This window comes from Chimaeribacter californicus, from assembly GCF_002858675.1.
GTDB classification, from domain to species: domain Bacteria; phylum Pseudomonadota; class Gammaproteobacteria; order Enterobacterales; family Enterobacteriaceae; genus Chimaeribacter; species Chimaeribacter californicus.
Genome location: NZ_PJZF01000003.1, coordinates 245,704 through 266,361, shown reverse-complemented (window position 1 = coordinate 266,361; position 20,658 = coordinate 245,704). Strand labels below are relative to the sequence as shown.

Annotated in this window: 1 protein-coding gene; it reads left to right on the top strand. The window is 66.7% G+C overall.

Annotated elements, in window-relative coordinates; all coding sequences use genetic code 11:
• Window positions 1-696: 696 nt before the first annotated feature.
• A complete protein-coding gene (locus CYR55_RS06055) occupies window positions 697-20,646 on the top strand; it encodes an Ig-like domain-containing protein (protein WP_101815249.1) in 19,950 nt (6,649 codons plus the stop codon).
• Window positions 20,647-20,658 lie beyond the last annotated feature (12 nt).

The window sequence follows — 20,658 nt, the reverse complement described above, 5'->3', positions numbered from 1 at the left end:
TGATGACCAAAGCCGGGGCAACCCGGCTTTTTTGTGGCCGGAACTGTGCGCGGGATCTCAACGGGAAAAAAGAGAAAGAAACCGTAAACAGATAACCAAAACAGATAGGTTACGGCCCTGCTGACCCCCTGTAGCGCGGCCGCACGCGCCGGCAAATACGATTCAGTCTGCGAAATATATAAATTTAACTGAAGTGTTATCGGGCTGGCTTCAAAAATGATAAAAGTTGTTTTTATTATGTTCGACTTAAGTTAAATTATGATTCATTAAGTTAAATTTGTTTTAAATCAGAAGATTATTTGGAAAATTTAATTGCATAAACCGGTTTATCAGGCTTGATTTTTAAAAAATACCGTCCCGCAATAAATATTTTTTATCTTTTTGATAAATTCTTTTTTAAGCAGAGACGGCTTTTGCCACATATACCTAGAGAGCCACTGATTTAAGAAAGGACTGCTTATCAATAATCAGGGTAACGATAGACATTTTGCTTCTGTTTCTTATTTTGCAATCCCTTGTTGCTGCCGCCACGCCAGATTGAAAAAACAAGCCACGGAATTCCAGGGCTTTTAGTTGATTTCCCCTACTGCATCTCTGCTGCTCAGGACGGGCCATTTTATGTCAGGCCGTTGTTTATGAAAGGGTAAAGCGTGCTGTCATGGGATTTTTTACGACGATTTGGAGAAGAGGCAGCATATGGCAACCGCAAACATCCTTTCCCGCACTTCCGGTGATGTCATTACCCACGTCCCGGACGGCACCCAGACTCTTTCCCTGACTGAATCAAGCATCGTGCGTGTTAACGGCACGCGGGCGCTGGTGGTGCGCTATGAACGGGTCGGCAATGACCTGATCCTGCATATGCAGGACGGCTCAACCATGACCTACCGCAGCTTCTTCCTGAACAATGCAGAAGGGCTGCACAGTGAACTGGTCTTTGATGACGGCACCGGGCTGCTCGACCATGCGGTGTTTGCGGATGCGGCGGCGACAGCGGCCCCTACGGCCGTGGTACCGGCGTTCGCAGCGCTTGACAGCATCGGGCCATTGATTGCCGCCGGCTCTGCCTTTGCGTTGTCTCCGCTGGCACTGGCCGGGATTGGGGCCGTGGCGCTGGGCGGTGGGGTGGCGCTGGCCGCAGGCGGTGGCGGGGGTGGGGGCGGCAGCGCCGGGGACGGGGACGGCGGAGCCGTGACGCCGGGCGCAGCACCGGTCGTCACCCTGACGCCGTTTGCCGCCGATAACCTGCTCAACAACAGCGAGGCGCAGGCCACCCAGACCCTGACCGGCACCGTACAGAATGCCGAAGCCGGCAGCAGCGTGCTGCTGACGCTGAACGGCGTGACCTACAGCGGCGTCGTGGCCGCTGACGGCAGTTTCAGCATCACTGTGCCTGCCTCCGCCCTGCAAGGGCTGGCGGACGGCAGCTACCTGCTCGGCGTGACCGTGACCAATGCCGCCGGGCTGAGCGGACAGGCGACCCTGACGGTGACCGTGGACACCACCGCGCCTGCCGTCACCGTCAATGCCGTGGCCGGTGACAACCTGATTGATGCCACCGAAGCCGCCCAACCCCTGGTGGTCAGCGGCAGCGCCGGTGCCTCTGAGGCGGGGCAGGCCGTCACTGTGACCCTGAACGGCACCGCCTACACCGGCACCGTCAATGCTGACGGCAGCTGGAGTGTGACGATCCCGGCCGGGGCGCTGAACGGGGCCGCCAACGGCACCTATCTGCTGACTACTTCCCTGACCGATGCCGCCGGTAACACCACCACCGTGACCCAGAGCGTGGTGCTGAATACCACCGGGGCCACCCTGCCGACGCTGACCCTGGCCGCCTTTGCCGGGGACAACGTGCTTGACAGCACCGAGGCGCAGATTGCCCAGACGCTGAGCGGCACCACCACCGGCGTGGAAGCGGGGCAGACCGTGACGCTGGTGCTGAACGGCGTCACCTACACCGCTGCCGTGGGCGCGGACGGCAGCTGGAGCACCAGCGTCCCGGCCGCCGATCTGGCCCTGCTCGCCAACGGCAGCAGTACCCTCACCGCCACGGTCACCACGCTGGCAGGGGTACCGGCCGCGGACAGTGAAACCATCACCGTGAACCCCGGCGCAACCCTGCCGACGCTGACGCTGGCCCCGTTTACCGGGGACAACATACTCGACCGTACCGAACTGCTCTCTGACCAGACGCTGAGCGGCACCACCACCGGGGTCGCTGCCGGGCAGACGGTCACCCTGGTGCTGAACGGCGTGACCTACACCGCCGCCGTGGGCGCGGACGGCAGCTGGAGCACCAGCGTCCCGGCTGCCGATCTGGCGCTGCTCGCCAGCGGTACCACCACCCTGACCGCCGGCGTCACCACGCCGGGCGGGGTGGCGGCCAATGCCAGCGCCACCCTGACGGTGGCCGGGCTGCCGACGGTGAACCCGATCGCCGCAGATAACATCATCAACGCCGCGGAGGCGGGCACCGATCTGCTCCTGAGCGGCACCACCGGCCTGCCCGGTGCGGGCCAGGGCGTGACGGTGTCGGTGAACGGCACCCTTTACACCGGCAGCGTGGACGCAGCCGGGAACTGGGCGCTCACGCTGCCGTCCGGCACGCTTCAGGCGTTGCCGCAGGGCACCACCACCCTTGACATCGCCGTGACGGACGCCGCCGGTAACGTGACGCCGCTCGCCGCCACCGTCACCAGCGACACCGCCGCCCCGGTGCTGATGGTTGATGCGGTCGCCGGTGACCAGACCATCAACATCGCCGAGGCGCAGAGTGACATCATCGTCAGCGGCACCACCTCTGACCCCAGCGCGCCCCTCAGCGTGACGCTGAACGGCGTGAGCTATACGCCGGTGATTGCCGCCGACGGCAGCTGGACGGCGACTATCCCGGCCAACACCCTGACGTACCCCACCGGCACCTACCCGCTGGTGGTCACCACCACCGATGCCGCCGGTAACCCGGCCAGCGTCACCCAGAACCTCTACCTGCATGCCGACCCGGCCGCCGCCCCCACCGTGAGCCTGGACCCGTTCGCCGGGGACAACACCGCAGACGGCGCGGAACTGGGCGTGGCACAGGTGCTCAGCGGCACCACCACCAACATGGAAGCCGGGCAGACCTTGTCGATCCTGATCGGGCCGTCGCTGCTGCGCACGGCGGTGGTGCAGGCCGACGGCAGCTGGCGGCTGACGCTCACGGCTGCCGAGCTGGGCGACCTGTCGCCCGGCACCACGGACATCACGGTGCAGGCCACCGACGCCGCCGGTAACCCGGTCAGCGCCACCAGCAGCGTCGGCATTATCCCGACGCAGGGCGGGGTGGCGATTGCCGCCGTCACCGGCGATAACCTGATCAACGCCGCCGAGGCCGCCGCCGGGGTGACGTTGCAGGGCAGCACCCAGAATGTGCCCGAAAACAGCGTGGTCACCGTGACGCTGAACGGCATCACTTACACCGCCACCACCCAGGCGGACGGCAGCTGGAGCCTGGAGGTACCGGCCGCCGATGCGCAGGCGCTGGTGGACGGCAGCTATCCGGTGACCGCCGCCACCACCGACAACAACGGCACGGCTGTGACCACCACCACCACCGTGACCACCGTCATCACTACCTTGCCGGTGGTGACGATTAACCCGCCGCTGGGCGATGGCGTGCTGAACCTGGCGGAAGCCGCCATGGACCAGACGCTCACCGGCAGCACCGGCGTGGCCGGGGCAGGGCAGAGAGTGACCCTGACCCTGGGCAATGTGGCCTATAACGCCACTGTCGCCGCTGACGGCAGCTGGAGCCTGGTGGTACCGGCCGCTGATTTGCAGGCACTCTCCAGCGGCAGTGTGCCGTACAGCGTGCTGGCAACCGACGCCGCAGGCAACAGCAACACCCTGACCGGCAGCCTGCCGGTTGATTTCGGTGCCCCGACCCTGACCCTGAACCCGGTCGCCGGGGACGGCATCCTCAACGGCGCAGAACAGCAGGTGGCGCAGATCCTGAGCGGCACCGCGTTTGGCGTGGAGGCCGGGCAGAGCGTCACCGTGACCCTGAACGGCGTGAATTACAGCGCCCCGGTGCTCGCCGGCGGCAACTGGCAGGTAGAGATCCCGGCCGCCGATCTGGCGCTGCTCACCAATGGCGGCGTGACCCTGACCGCCACCGTGGCGGATGCGGCGGGCAACAGCGTCACCGAAAGCCAGACGCTGATTGTGAATAACACCCTGGGCGGGCTGGCGGTTGACCCCGTCGCCGGGGATAACCGCATCAACGCCGCGGAAGCCACCGCGCCGCTGGTGCTCACCGGCAGCGCCGCCAATGTGGCGGAAGGCAGCCCGGTCACCGTGACGCTGAACAATGTCACCTATACCGCTGCCGTGGGCGCGGACGGCCGCTGGGCCGTCACCGTGCCGGTGGCTGACGTTGCCGCCCTGCCGGACGGCACCAATACCCTGACGCTTAGCGCCACCGATGCGGGCGGCACCGCGCTCAGCAGCAGTGTGGATCTCGACACGCGCATCACCACGCTGCCGGCACCGGTCGCGGATGCGCCGTTCGGCGACGGCACCCTGAGCGGGCCGGAAGCGGCCGTTGACCAGACGCTGACCGGCACCACCGGCGTCACCGGCACCGGGCAAACGGTGGTGGTTAACCTGAATGGCGTGGACTACGCGGCCACCGTGCAGGCGGACGGCAGCTGGAGCGCCACCGTCCCGGCCGCCGATTTGCAGGCGATCCCGGCGGGCAGTGCCACCCTGACCGTGACCGCCACTGACCCGGCCGGTAACAGCGACAGCAGCACCACGCCGGTCACCGTGCTCGGCAGCAGCAACCTGATCGCCATCGACCCGGTCACCGGTGACAACCTGGTGAATGCAGACGAGGCGGCGGGCGGCATCACCCTGAGCGGCACCGCCGACAGCCTGCCGGCCGGTTCCACCCTGACCCTGACCCTCGCCGGGCAGACCTACACCACCACCACTGCGGCCGACGGCAGCTGGACGTATGACGTGCCGGAAGCGGATGTGCTGGCCTGGACAGGCAACCCGGTGACGCTGGTGGTCGCCGCGCCGGACGGCACCAGCAGCAGCGTGGAGATTGGCAACTACGTCACTAACCCGGCGGCCCCGACCTTTGATGTGCCGTTCGGCAATAACGTCCTGAACATTGAGGAAGCGGCGGTTGACCAGCTGCTGACCGGCACCACCGGCATCACCGGCGCAGGGCAGACGGTTTCCGTGACGCTGGGCGACACCGCCTACCCCGGCAGCGTGGACGCAAACGGCAACTGGACGGTGACCCTGCCGTCTGCCGCGTTGCAGGCGCTGGCGGACGGCTCCACCCCGATTGAGGTTACCGTGAGCGATGTGGCCGGCAACAGCGCCACCGTTTCCCAGACCCCGACCGTGGCGCTGACCGCGCCGACGCTGACGGTAGCCACCGTCGCCGATGACAACGTGATTAACTATGCCGAGGCGCAGGCGGACATCGCCGTGAGCGGCACCGCCTCCCTGCCGGACACCACGGTTACCCTGACGCTGGGCGGCCAGACCTTCACCACCCAGACCAACGCGGACGGTGACTGGACGCTGGCGCTGGCGGGCGGCACCCTCAGCGCGGGCGGCGCGTTCCCGGACGGCACCTACCCGCTGGCGGTCACCGTCACCGACAGCAACGGCAACAGCACCACCACCACGCAGAACGTGCTGATCAATGCGGATGCGGACTCCCTGCCGACCCTGACGGTGGATGCCGTCAGCGGCGATAACCAATTGACCGAGGCCGAGCACCAGGTGTCGCAGACCCTGAGCGGCACCACCACTAACGTCGACCCCGGCCAGATCGTGACCGTGACACTCAATGACCAGACTTACACCGCCACCGTGCAGGGGGACGGCAGCTGGAGCGTGATTGTGCCGGCCGCCGAGGTGGCCGCCCTGCCTGCCGGGGCCAGCACCGTGGTCGCCAATGTCAGTGACAGTGCCGGTAACCCGGCACCCACCGCTGAGCAGGGCATCACCGTGGACGACGCCCAGGGCGGCATCGCGATTGATACGGTGGCCTCGGATAACCGCGTCAATGCCGCCGAGGCCAGCGAAGATCTGGTGGTGCAGGGCACCACGGCCAACGTGGCGGACAATACCCCGGTGGTGATGACCTTCGCCGGGCGGAGCTTTTTCAGCCGCGTACAGAGCAGCAGCTGGAGTGTGGTCGTTCCGGCTGAGGTGGTGCAAGAAGTGGGGGACGGCACTGTGGTGGCGACGGCCACCACCACCCAGACAGACGGTACCACTGCCACCAACGAACAGCCGGTTTCGCTGTATGTGAACCCGGTGCCGGTGGCCTCCCTCGACACGCCGTTTGGTGACGGCTACCTCAGTGCGCAGGACATCACCACCCCGCAGACCCTGACCGGCCGCACCGGCGTCACCGGGGCCGGGCAGACCATCAACCTGACGCTGGCGGACATCCCGCTGACCGGCACGGTGGATAATGACGGTGTCTGGCGCGTTACGGTGCCGGTAGAGGTGCTGCAACAGCTGGCGGAAGGGAATGTGGCGATTAACGTGGAGGTGCAGGTACAGGATGCGGGCGGCAACACCAGCAGCACCACCGGTAACGCGGTGGTGGATCTCACCGCCCCGGTGGTCACCATCGATACCCTGGCGGGGGATGACATCCTCAATGCCGCCGAGCAGGCGGTACCGCTGGTGGTCAGCGGCACCGCCACCGGCGGCGTGGAAGGGCAGACGGTGACCGTCACGCTGAACGGCGTCACCTATACCGCCACGGTACAGGCCAGCGGCAGCTGGCAGCTCACGGTTCCGGCCGCCGATCTGGCGGCACTCACCAACGGCGGGCTGACCGTCACTGCCACGGTAAATGATCTGGCCGGTAACCCCGGCACCGCCAACCATGTGCTGATCGTCAATACCACCCTGGGCGGCATCGCGATAGATGCCATCGCCGGGGACAACGCCCTCAGCGCCGCCGAGGCGGGCCAGCCGCTGGTCATCAGCGGCACCACCGCCAACGTCACGCCCGGCAGCAGCGTCAGCGTGGCCGTGGCGGGCACCACTTACACCGGCACGGTCAACGCTGACGGCAGCTGGGCGGTCACCGTTCCGGCCGCAGCCGTGGGCGCGCTGCCGGATGGCCTGAACAGCGTCACTGCCACCGTCACCGATGCGGGCGGCACCGGCGAGACGGCCACCGCCACCCTGGATGTGCATATCACCAACCTGCCGCAGGCGGCGCTGGATGCCCCGGCCACCCTGAACGCTGACAGCGCGCAGGCCGATCTGGCGATCACCGGCACGTCCGGCGTCAGCGGCGACGGCCAGAGCGTCACCCTGACGCTGAACGGCCAGAGCTTCACCGGGCTGGTGGGCAGCGACGGCACCTGGCGCGTGACCCTGCCTTCTGCCGCCCTGCAGGCGCTCACCGACGGCGACTACCCGCTGACGGTGACCCTGACCGATGCGGCGGGCAATACCAGCACCGCCACCGGCAGCCTGCCGGTGGATGTCACCGCGCCGCAACTGGCGATAGACCCGATCACCGGGGACAACCTCCTCAACCAGACGGATGTGCAGGCCGGGATCGCCGTGACCGGGCAGTCGGATGATATCGACGGCACCGTCACCGTGGCCTTCAATGACCAGACCTTTACGGCCACCGTGGGCGCAGACGGCAGCTGGAGCGTGGCGATCCCGGCCGATGCGCTGGCCGGGCTGGACGGACGCTACCCGCTGACCGCCACCCTGACCGATGCGGCGGGCAACCCGGCTACCTTCAGCCAGACGGTGACGGTCGACGCCACCGATCTGCCGCAACTGACCCTGGATCCGTTCACCGGCGACAATCAGCTGGACAGCGCTGAACGCGGCGTGGCGCAGACCCTGAGCGGCACCACCACCAACGTGGAAGCCGGGCAGACGGTCACCGTCACCCTGAACGGCACCACGTACACCACCACGGTGCTGGCGGACGGCAGCTGGAACCTGATTGTCCCGGCGGCGGATCTGGCGCTGCTCGGCACCGGCCCGGCCACGCTGAGCGCCACAGTGACCGACCTCGCCGGGAACAGCGTCACCGCCGATGAAACCTTTACCGTGGTCACCGGCCAGGAAGGGGTGGCGATCGACACCCTCTCTGAGGACAACTTCCTCAATGCGGAGGAAGCCGCCGCGCCGCTGGTGGTCAGCGGGGTGGTGGTGGGCGTGCCCGAAGGCAACACCGTCACCGTGACCCTGGATGGCGTGACCTACACCGCCACCGTGAATGCGGATTCAACCTGGCGCGTGGAGATCCCCACGGACGATCTGGCCGCGCTGGCCGACGGCACCTACAGCGTGACTGCCCAGGCGCTCGACAACAACGGTGCCACCGTGACCGCGGCCCACGATCTGGTGGTGCTGATCAATAACCTGCCGCAGCCGCTGAGCACCACCCCGTTCGGCGACGGCTACCTGAATATCAGTGAAGCCGCCGCCGGGCAGGTGCTGGCCGGGCAGACCGGCGTGACCGGCACCGGGCAGACCGTCACCGTGACGCTCGCCGGGCAGAACTTTACCGCCACCGTGGATGAGAACGGCCTCTGGAGCGCCGCCATCCCGGCGGAAGTGTTGCAATCGCTCACCAACGGGCTGGTGAATTACACCGTGACCGCCAATGACGCCGCAGGCAACAGCGGCACCAGCACCGGTGCCTTTACCGTGGACTTCACCGCGCCGGGGCTGAACATCAGCCCGCTGACCACCGACAATATTGTGAATATCACGGAGGCTGCCGGGGAGCTGACGCTGCGCGGTACCTCGGCGGACATCCCGCTGAACGGCACGGACGGGGGCACGGTGGTCGTCACACTGAATGGCGAAACCTACACCACCACGGTGACGGAAGAGGGCACCTGGAGCGTGCCGCTGCCGGCCGGGGCGCTGGCCGGGCTGCCGGACGGCAATTACCCGATCACCGCCGCCATTACCGATGATGCAGGCAACAGCACCACCGTGACCGGGTCAGTGACCCTGGCCACCGATCCGGCCAATGCGCCGCAGCTCACCCTGAACCCGTTTGCCGGTGACAACCTCATTAACGGGGCCGAGCAGAACACCACCCAGCTGCTGAGCGGCACCGCCACCAACGTGGAGGAGGGGCAGGTGGTGACCCTGACCCTGAACGGCCGCACCTATACCGCCACCGTGCAGCCGGACAACAGCTGGAGCACCACGGTGCCGGCCAACGACCTGCGCCTGCTGGGCAACGGCACCACCACCCTCAGCGCCAGCGTGGAGAACGTGGCGGGCAACAGCGGCACTGCTGACACCACCCTGACGGTTAACCTCGACCAGGGCGGCCTTAGCCTGAACCCGCTGGCCGGGGACAACCTGCTCAACGCAGAGGAGGCGGCCAACGATCTGGTGGTCAGCGGCACCTCGCTGGATGTGCCCGCCGGGACCACCATCAGCGTGGCGTTTAACGGCGAAACCTACACCACCCAGGCCAATGAACAGGGTGTCTGGAGCATCACCGTGCCGTCGGCGGCGCTGGCGCTGCTGCCGGACGGCCCGCAGACCGTGGCGGTGACCAGCACAGACAGCGCCGGGAACGCGGTCACCACCAGCACCACGCTCACGGTCTACCTGAATGCCCTGCCGGCCCCGGCGCTGAACCTGCCGTTTGGCGATGGCGTGCTGAACGCGGCAGAAGCGCAGGTTCCGCAGACCCTGACCGGCACCACCGGCATTACCGGGGCCGGGCAGAGTGTCAGCCTGAACCTGGGCGGCACGATCTACACCGGCACCGTGGATGAAAACGGCAACTGGAGCCTGACCTTACCGGCGCAGGCGATGAGTGACCTGCCGGACGGCACCACGACACTGCCGATCACCGTGAGCGATCTGGCGGGCAACACCGCCACCCTCAACGGCAGCGTGCAGCTGGACTTCACCGCACCTGTGGTGGTGGTCAACCCGATTGCCAATGACAACATCGCCAACGCCGCCGAAATCGCTGCCGGGGTGGTGGTCAGCGGCAGCGGCTCGGAAGTCGGGGATGTGGTCACCGTGACTATCCTGTTCAACGGCATCTCCTATGACGCCATTGTGCAGCCGGGCGGCGGCTGGAGCCTGACCCTGCCGCCGGCTGCGCTGGCCAACCTGCCGGACGGCAACTATGACCTGTCGATCAACCTGACCGATGCGGCCGGCAACACCTCAGTGCTGATCCAGACCCTGGTGCTGGACGGCGCGACAGAAAACCTGCCGGTGCTGACCATCAACCCGGTCACCGGGGATGACATCCTTAACGGCGCGGAAATCCAGAGTGCGCAGCTTATCAGCGGGGTTGCGCAGAATGTGGAAAGCGGCCAGCTGGTGCAGGTGACGCTGGGCGATAATACCTATACCGCGCAGGTGCAGGCGGGCGGCGTCTGGTCAGTGAGTGTTCCGGCGGCCGATCTGGCGCTGCTGGGCAACGGCGGGCAGACGATCAGCGCCGGGGTGGTAGACGTGGCCGGGAACCTGACCACCGCCAGCCGCCCGATCACCCTGAACACCGCGCTGGGCGGCCTGAGCATCGACCCGGTCACCGGCGATAACCTGATCAACGCCGCCGAGGCGGGGGCCGCCATCACCCTGAGCGGCAATACCGCCAACGTGGCGCAGGGGGCCACCGTCACCCTGACGCTGAACGGCCTCACCTACACCACCACCGTGGGCGCGGACGGCAGCTGGACGGCCACCGTCCCGGCGGAAGATACGGCGCTGCTCGCTGACGGCAGCCTGCTGCTGACGGCTACCGTCACGGATAACGGCGGCACTGAGCAGACCGCCAATGTCACCCTGGGCGTGTTTACCACGCCGGTGCCGGAACCCACCGTCAACACCCTGTTTGCCGACGGCATACTGAGCAGCAGCGAAGCGGCCGAGAGCCTGGGGCAGAGCATTGCCGGTAACACCGGGATCACCGGGAACGGCCAGACGGTGGTGGTTACCCTGGCCGGCCAGCAGATCAATGCCGTGGTGGACAACACCGGGGCCTGGAGCGCCACGCTGCCCAGCAGCCTGCTGAGCGGGCTGGACGGCGGCAGCAACAGCCTGACCGTGGTGGCGACCGACGCCGCGGGGAACACCAACCAGATCCAGAGCACCTTCCAGGTTGACTTCACCCCGCCGACCCTGACGCTGGACCCGATCGCGGGTGACAATATCCTGATCAACAGCGACGTGAATACCGCGATTACCGGCACCACCAACGCCGTGGGCCAGACGGTAGTGGTGACGATTTTCGGCGTGCCTTACCAGGCCGAAGTGCTGGAAGACGGCAGCTGGTCGCTGTTCCTCAGCGGCCTGAACCAGATGCCGAACGGCACTTACCCGGTCATCGTGAGCGTCACGGATGTTGCCGGTAACGTCACCACCCTGGCCGATGAGCTGCAGGTGGCGCGCAACCCCGACATTGCCATCACCCGTGACGCCTTCACCGGCGATGACGTGCTCAATGCCGCCGACGTGCAGGTTGACCAGGTGGTAACCGGCAGCACCGTGGGCGTGGAGTCGGGCCAGACCCTGACCCTGCGCTTTAACGGCACCGATTACACCACCACCGTGACCTCCGGCGGCGGCTGGAGCGTCACTATCCCGGAATCAGAGCTGGCCGGGCTGGCGAACGGCGAACAGGTGATCATTGAAACACGCGTCAGCGACGTGTACGGCAACCCGGCGGTGCAGAGCAGTTCGGTCACGGTGAACCTGGATCAGGGCGGCATCGCCTTTGACCCGGTCACCGGCGACAACTACATCAATGCGCAGGAGGCCACGGGTGAGATTGTGCTCAGCGGCACCACCGCCAATGTGGCCGACGGGGCGACGCTGGCGCTGACCTTTGACGGCCAGAGCTACACCACCACCGTGGCCGCTGACGGCAGCTGGCGCTTCACCGTGCCGGCCGCCGATGTGGCCGCCCTGCCGGAGGGCGATGTGCCGCTGACCGCCACCGTCACGGATCTGGGCGGCACGGAACTCATCCAGACCCAGGACGTCGGCGTCCATATCACCACCCTGCCGGCCCCGGCGCTCAGCACGCCGCTGGGTGACGGTTTCCTCGGCACGGCGGCGGCCGGGCAGGATCAGTACCTCTCCGGCTCCACCGGCATCAGCGGGGCTGGGCAGACGGTATTTGTGACCCTACGCTCCTTCCGCTACAGCGCCCGGGTGAACAGTGACGGCAGCTGGACGGCGACCCTGCCGGCAGAAGACCTGCAAACGCTGCCGGAGGGCAGCACCCCGATCGTGGTCACGGCCAGCGACATCGCCGGGAACACGGTCACCACCACCAGCGCCATTACGGTGGACTTCACCGCCCCGGTGCTGGCTGTGGCGACGGTGGCGACTGACAATGCGGTAAGCGCCGCTGAAGCCCAGCAGCCCTTTACCGTGAGCGGCACCGCACCGGCCGGGGAGGCGGGCCAGACCGTGACCGCCACCCTCAACAGCGTCAGCTATACCACGGCGGTGCTGGCAGACGGCACCTGGGCGCTGGAGATCCCCGCCGGGGCGTTGGCCGGCCAGCCGGACGGCAGCTACCCGCTCGTCGTGACCCTGACGGATGCGGCGGGCAATGCCAGTACCAGCACCACCGCCCTGACGCTGGCGGCCACCCTGCCGCAGCCGCAGGTGGATACCCCGCTGCAAAACAGTTACCTCAATGCTGCTGAGGCCGCCACCGCGCAGACTTTCTCCGGCAACAGCGGGGTGGCGGGCAGCGGCCAGAGCGTGATAGTGAACCTCAATGGAGCGGACTACCCGGCCACCGTGGATGCAGACGGCAACTGGACGCTGACGCTGCAACCGGCGGTGTTGCAGGCGCTGCCGGCCGGCACCCAGCCGATGCTGGTCACCGTGACCGATGCCTACGGCAACCAGGGCAGCATCGAGAGTGCGCTGATTGTGGATTACAGCGCCCCGGCGCTGAATGTGACGCCGGTCGCCGGGGATAATACCCTGAATGCCGCCGAGCTGACGGGCAGCGTGCTGTTCACCGGCACCACCGGGGCAACGGAAGCGGGGCAACTGGTCACCCTGGACTTCAATAACCAGACTTACCAGACGCAGGTGCAGGAGGACGGCAGCTGGAGCATTACCCTGCCGGCCGCCGTCAGCCAGACGCTGGCGGACGGCACCTACCCGGCCACCGTGACCCTGCTGGACGCGGCGGGCAATACCGCCGTGCAGACCCTCTCAGTGGTGGTGGCCGCGTCCGCCGCCGCGTTGCCGACCCTGACGGTGCTCACAGTCAGCGGTGACAACTATGTCAACCAGGCGGAAGCCGCGGCGGATGTGACGGTGACCGGCAGCAGTACCAACCTTGCCGCCGGGCAGCCGGTGACGGTGACGCTGGCGGATCAGACCTTTACCGGCACCGTTGCCGCGGACGGCACCTGGAGCGTGATTGTGCCTTCCGCGGCGGTGGCGGCGCTGGGTGACGGTACCCAGAGCTTCACCGTGAGCGCAGCTGACGTGGCGGGCAACCCGGCCAACAACATCGGCCAGTTCACGCTGGTGGCGCAGGCCGCCAGCCTGCCGGCGGTGAGCCTCGATCCGGTCAGTAATGACGGGGTGATCAACGCGCAGGAGGTGCAAAATGCCCTGACGCTCACCGGCAGCAGCCAGAACGTGCCGGAGGGCAGTACGCTGACCATTGGCCTCAGCGGCCTGCTGACTTACACCGCCACCGTGAATGCAGACGGCAGCTGGAGCGTGCTGGTGCCGTCTGCGGATCTGCAGACCCTGCCGCAAGGGGCCAACAGCGTCACCGTGACCGGCAGTGATGTGGCGGGTAACCCGGCCACCGGCAGCGAAAATTTCACCGTGGATACCGCCCTCCCGCTGCTCAACGTCACCACCAGCCTCGGCGCAGATGCCACCCTCAACCAGGCCGAAGCGCTGGCCGGGCTGGTGGTAAGCGGCACGGCGGAAGCCGGGCTGCCGGTTAACGCCACCCTGAACGGCATCACCTACAGCGTGGTGTCTGCCTCTGACGGCAGCTACAGCCTGACCATCCCGGCCGGTGACCTGCAACAGTTGCCGGACGGCGTGACCACCCTGGACATCACCCTCACCGACGCCAGCGGTAACCTCACCGCCCAGGAGTTGCCGGTGACGGTCGCCATCAATACCCTGCCGGCGCTGACACTGGACACGCCGTTTGGTGACGGCCTGCTGAACGCCGCCGAGGCGGCCACCGCGCAGGTGCTGAGCGGCACCACCACCAACCTCACCGCCGGTACGCCGGTGACGGTGACCATCGGCAGCCTGTCGTTTGCCGCCACCGTCAATGCCGATAACACCTGGAGTGTGACGATCCCGGCCAACACCCTGACCCCGCTGGGCGACGGCGCAGAGCAGGTGCTGGTGTCGGCGGCCGATGTCGCCGGTAACCCGGCCAGCGCCAGTGCCAGTGCAGAATTGCTGGTGACGGCGCTGCCGGTTGCCGCGATCGCCACGCCGTTTGTCACCGGGCAACTCAATGCCGCGACGGCGGCCACCGATCAGGTGATCAGCGGCTCGACCGGCGTGACCGGCAGCGGCCAGACCGTGACCCTGACGCTGGACGGTGAGCCGGTTACCACCACGGTAGATGAGAGCGGCCTCTGGAGCGCCACGCTGACGTCCGCCCAGCTCAGCGCACTGAGTGACGGCACCCACACGCTGGATGTGACGGTGGCTGACCGCGCGGGGAATACCTCCTCAAGCGCCACCGCCTTTACCGCCATCGTCAATAACCTGCCGGACATCACCTTCAACCTGCCGTTTGGGGACGGCATCATCAATGCCGCCGAGGCGGCGCAGGGCGGCGCGCTGAGTGGGAACACCGGCATCAGCGGTGTGCAGACGGTGGTGGTAAACGTGAACGGGACGCTCTACCCGGCGGACGTTGACCCCACCACCGGCGACTGGTCACTGACGCTGTCACCGGCGCTGCTGACCACGCTGCCGGACGGCGCATGGCCGGGTTCTGTCACCGTGACGGACGCCGTGGGGAATACGTCAACCCTGAGCGGCGACCTGTTTATTGCCATCAATAACCTGCCGGTGGCCAGCCTGAACGCGCCGTTCGGTGATGCGCAGCTCAATATTGCCGAAGCCGCGGCCGGGCAGACCCTGAGCGGGAAAACCGGCCTCAACGCGGACGGGCAGACCGTCACCGTGGCGATTGACGGCGGCACGCCGCTCACCGCCGGCGTGACCACTAACGGTGACTGGACGCTGGACCTGACCCCCGCGCAGTTGCAGGCGCTCTCTGACGGTACGCACAGCCTGCTGGTCACCGCCACGGACTACGCCGGTAACACCAGCACCACCTCGCTCGGCTTTGTCGCCAGCCTGACCGCGCTTGACCCGGTGGTTGATACACCGTTCACCGACGGCGTGCTTAATATCGCCGAGGCGGCCGGGGTAGTGACCATCACCGGGAATACCGGTGAGGTGGGCGTGGGCCAGGGTGCGCAACTGACGCTCGACCTGGACGGCATCAGTTACCCCGGCACGGTGGACGCGCAGGGCAACTGGACGGTGACCCTGCCGGCCGGGGCGCTGAGCGGCCTGCCGGACGGACAGCATGAACTGGATATCACACTGGTGGATCAGGCCGGCAACGTCGCCACCGATGTGCTGGCCTTTACCGCAGCCCTGACCGCGCCGCTGCCGGCCTTCTCGGTGACCACCGGCGAGGGCGTGATTAACGCCGCCGCCGTGGCCAACGGCATTGTGATGAGCGGCACCACCGGCGCCACCGGCGCCGGGCAGACCGCCATCGTGACGCTGGGCGGCACCCCGTACACCGCCACCGTGGCCGAGGACGGCAGCTGGACACTGCCGCTCTCCTCTGCCCAGCTCGGCGCACTCGGGCAGGGCGACCAGCCGCTAATCCTGAACGTGACGGACAGCGCAGGCAACACCGCCACCCTGAATGACAGCGTGCGGGTCGATACCACCGTTCCGGCGATTGAGTCGCTGGTGTTCTCGGCGGGCGATACCCTGGACTACGTCGAAAGCTTCACCACCCAGACCCTGAGCGGCACCACCACCAGCGCCGAAGCGGGGGACATCATCACCGTGAGCATCGGCGATGCGACCCAGAGCGGCGTTGTGGACGCGGACGGCAGCTGGTCGGTGAACCTGACCCCGGCGCTGCTGGCCGGGCTGGATGAGGCCGGGGCGATTGGTGTCGCCATCACTGACCTGGCGGGCAACACCAGCAACACCAGTTTGCCGGTGGCGGTGGATCTTACCCCGCCGGCCGCGCCGGCCGTGGCCGTCGTGGCATTGGGCGGGGATAACATCATCAACGCATCGGATGCGCAGACCCTGTTCCTGACCGGCCGCTTCTTCCGGCTGGCGACCGGCAGTGCCGGTACCGTCACCGTGACCCGTGCAGACGGCACGGTGCTCGGCACCACGCCGATTTCCGGCACTGACGGTGAGTGGAGTGTCGGCATCGCCAACACCGCCGCCAACCTGCCGGACGGTACCCAGGCGTTGACGGTGACGCTGGCGACCGCCACCACCACCCTGACCAGCACCACCACCGTGCTGGTCGACCGCACCGCGCCGACCCTGACGCTGGACCCGTTCACCGGCGATAACACCCTGAACGCCGGTGAGCTGACCAGCAGCCAGACCCTGAGCGGTACCGCCTCGGCAACGGAAGCCGGGCAGACGGTGACGCTGACGCTGGATGGCAACACCTTCCGCGCCGTGGTGCAGGCGAACGGCACCTGGTCAACGACTGTGCCGTCTTCCGCCTTGCAGGCGCTCACCGACGGCAGCTACCCGATTACCGCCACCGTGACTGACGAGGCGGGCAACACCACCACCCAGACGCAGACCCTGACGGTAGACACCGCCGCGCCGCTGATTACCGTGGCGGCGCTGGCCGGGGATAACATCCTGAATGCTGCCGATATCCTGACCACACAGGTGCTGACCGGTACCGCCGCCGGGGCAGAGGGGCAGACCATCGGCCTCTACCTCGGCGACGGCAGCCCGCTCGCCACCGCCGTGGTCAGCCAGACCGGCACCTTCAGCCTCGACCTGACGCCGGAAGTGCTCGGCAGCCTGACGGAAGGCGCGCTGGTATTTGGGTTGCGCGTGGGTGACGAGGCCGGGAACACCACGGCTGCCACCGTCACCGTGAACAAAGTGGTCAACAGCGCGCTGAACCTGGTGGTGGATTCGGTGTTTGGCGACAACACCCTGAATGCGCTGGATACCGCCGTGGCGCAGACCATCAGCGGGGTGGCGACCTCTGCCGGGATTGGCGCTACCGTGGCCGTGACTCTGGGCGGCACCACCCTGACGGCAGACGTCGGCCAGAACGGCCAGTGGGCGATTGTGGTGCCGCCGAATGTGCTCGGGCTGCTCAGTGACGGCAACCTGGCGCTGGATGTCACCCTGACCGACGCGGCCGGGAACACCCGCACGGTCGGGGAAACTGTGACCGCCATCATCAATGATGTGCCGGTGGTCGGGGAGCTTACCGGGCTGTTTGGCGGCGATAACCGCATTAACGTCGCGGAAGCGCTGGCCGGGCAGACCCTCAGCGGGGTGATTGACGCCGCCGCCGGCTCGACCGTGACCGTGACGCTGGGGACCCGCGCCTATCAGAGCCTGGTGGGGGCGGGCGGCAGCTGGAGCGTGACCCTGCCGTCCGCTGACCTGTCGGCGCTGGCGGTGGGTAACCTTGCGCTCGGCCTCAGCGTGGTTGACCCGGCGGGCAACGTCGCCACCGGCTCCACCACCATTGGCGTCTTCAATACCCAGCCGACCATTACCCTGAACCCGATCTTCGGCAACGGCCTGCTCAATATCGCCGATACGTTAGTGAACCAGACCATCAGCGGGGTGGTGAACAACGCCGCGCCCGGCAGTACCGTGACGCTCGCCATCGGCAACAGTACCCTGAGTGCCGTCGTGGGCAATAACGGCAGTTTCAGTGCGGTGGTGACGCCGGATATTCTCAGCACCCTGACCAGCGGCACCCTGACGGTAGGGGCGACCCTGAATGGGCTGGCGGGCAATACCGCGACCGCCAGCGCAGCGGTCACGGTGGATGTCACCGCACCGACCATTACCCTGAACCCGCTGTTTGGTGACGCCTTGCTGAATGCGGCAGATGCCACCGTCAACCAGCTGATTGGCGGTACCATCGCCAATGCGGAGGCGGGCTCACGGGTGGTGGTTTCCATCGGCAGCCAGCAGTATGTCACCACCACCGCAGCCGACGGCACCTTCAGCCTGGCGCTGACGCCGTCAGTGCTGCGCACCCTGACAGACGGCACCCTGTCGGTGGGCGTCAGCGTCACCGATGCCGCCGGCAACACCAGCAGCACCACCGGCTCGGCGCTGGTGGGCATCAATACGCTGCCGACCATCACCCTCAACCCGGCGTTTGGCGGCGATAACATCCTGAACGTGCTGGAAGCGCTGACCACCCAGACCATCAGCGGTACCGTGGGGAACGTGGCCGCCGGCAGCACGGTACGGATCAACGTCGGTAATATCGTGACTACCGCCACCGTGGGGCAGAACGGCAGCTTCAGCGCGCAACTGACGCCGGATGTGCTCGGCACGCTGCTTTCCGGTAACCTCACCGTGGGCGTCTCGGTGACAGACCCGGTCGGTAACATCGCCAGCGCCAGCGTCGGCGCGGTGATCGGCCCGCGTGTGACCCCGACCGTGACGCTGAACACCATCTTTGGTGACGGCGTGCTGAGCGCGGCGGATCTTGCCTCCGCGCAGACTATCAGCGGGACCACCACCAACGCCGCCACCGGGTCGGCCATCAGCGTCACGCTGGGCGGCACCACCTATACCACCACCGTGGGCAGCAGCGGTACCTGGTCACTGAGTGTGCCGGCCGGCAGCCTGACGGGGCTGGCCAACGGTACCCAGACGGTGAACGCCACGGTCACTGACCCCTATGGGACGACCGGCACCGCCAGCCGCACGGTCAGCGTGATCGCCCAGACCCCGCCGACGGTGACCCTGTCGTCGGTGTTTGGGGATAACGCCATCAGCGCCACCGATGCACGCCAGGCACAGACCATCAGCGGCACCGCCACCAACGCCGAAGGCTCGACGCTGCGCGTCACGCTGGGCGGCACCACCTATACCACTACCGTGGGCAGCAGCGGTGCCTGGAGTGTGTCGGTGCCGGCGGCGGCACTGGCGGCACTGGCTGACGGGACGTACACCGTGAGCGCCAGCGTCACCAACGCCGCCAACAACACCGGCAGCAGCACGGCCGGGGTGTCAGTGATCACCCATACCCAGCCGACCATTACCCTGGGCAGCGTGTTCGGCGGTGACGGTTACCTGAACCTCAGCGAGGCCAGCACCAACGAAACCATCAGCGGCACCGCCACCAATGCGGTGGGCAGCACGGTGACGGTGAACGTGGCCGGGAATGTACTGACCACCACCGTGGGCAGCAACGGCACCTGGAGCGTGACGGTGCCGAGCACCACGCTGCGCAACATCAGCGACGGCAGCCACCCGCTGACGGTTGCGGTGAGTGATGCGGCAGGCAACACCGCCAACGCCAGCACCACCTTTACTGCCGTGACACACAACCTGCCGCTGATTGGGGTAGACCCGGTGCTTAACCTGGTCAACTTCCTGCTGTTCGGCCTGACCGTCTCCGGCGGCACGCTGAACCTGGCGCAGGGCACGCGGGTACGGGTCAGCCTGCAAGGGGTGGCCCAGACCACTACCGTGGATGCGCTCGGCCGCTACAGCGTGCACTACACCTCTTCGCTGCTGGGCGGGCTGCTGATCAACCTGAACTCGATTGTCACTGTGTCGGCGGTGGATGTGGCCGGTAACGCCGCCTCTACCACCACCACGCTGCTGCTTGGGTCACTGCTGCCGGTCGCGGCAACGGCTGAGACGCAGACGCTGATGATGTCTGTTGCCGGTGATGATGTTTCGTCGCTGGCGACCGGCGATGACAACAGCAGTGACAACAGCGTCGTCACGCTGTCGGCGTTGAGCGTCAGCAGTGAGGCCACCACCACCAGTGACACGTCCGACAGCACGCTGTCCGCCACCGCCCTGACCACCACCGACACCAGTACCGCAGCCGTGGCGACACAAGAGAGCAGTGACACCGCCTATTCCATCGGCGGGCTGACGCTGGACCTGGTCACCAGCGGCGGTGAGGCGCTGGGCGGCACCGGCAACGACACCATCCAGCTGCATACGCTGGACTTCCAGCACATTGACGGCGGCACCGGTACCGACACCCTGGAACTGGCCGGCACCGGCCAGCACCTCGATCTGGTGGCGCTCGGGCTGAAAGTGGAACACATTGAGATCTTCGACCTCGGCCAGAGCGGCACCAACAGCATCAAGCTCGATCTGCATGAGGCGGAAACCGTGAAGGATCAGCCGGACGAGACCCTGTTTATCCGGGGTGCCGAAGGCAGCCAGGTAACGCTGGCAGGCGAGGGTGCCACCTGGGAAACCACCGGCCAGCGGCTGGTGGATGGCCTGACATTTGACATCTATCACAACAGTTCACTGGAGAGCAGTAACACACTGGGCGATGTGCTGGTGCAGCACGGCATCCAGGTACAGCAGGTATAAGGGGGCAACCGG

Coding starts and splice junctions, on each gene's coding strand:
- CYR55_RS06055 (WP_101815249.1), top strand. CDS start 697: ATGGCAACCGCAAACATCCTTTCCCGCACTTCCGGTGATGTCATTACC.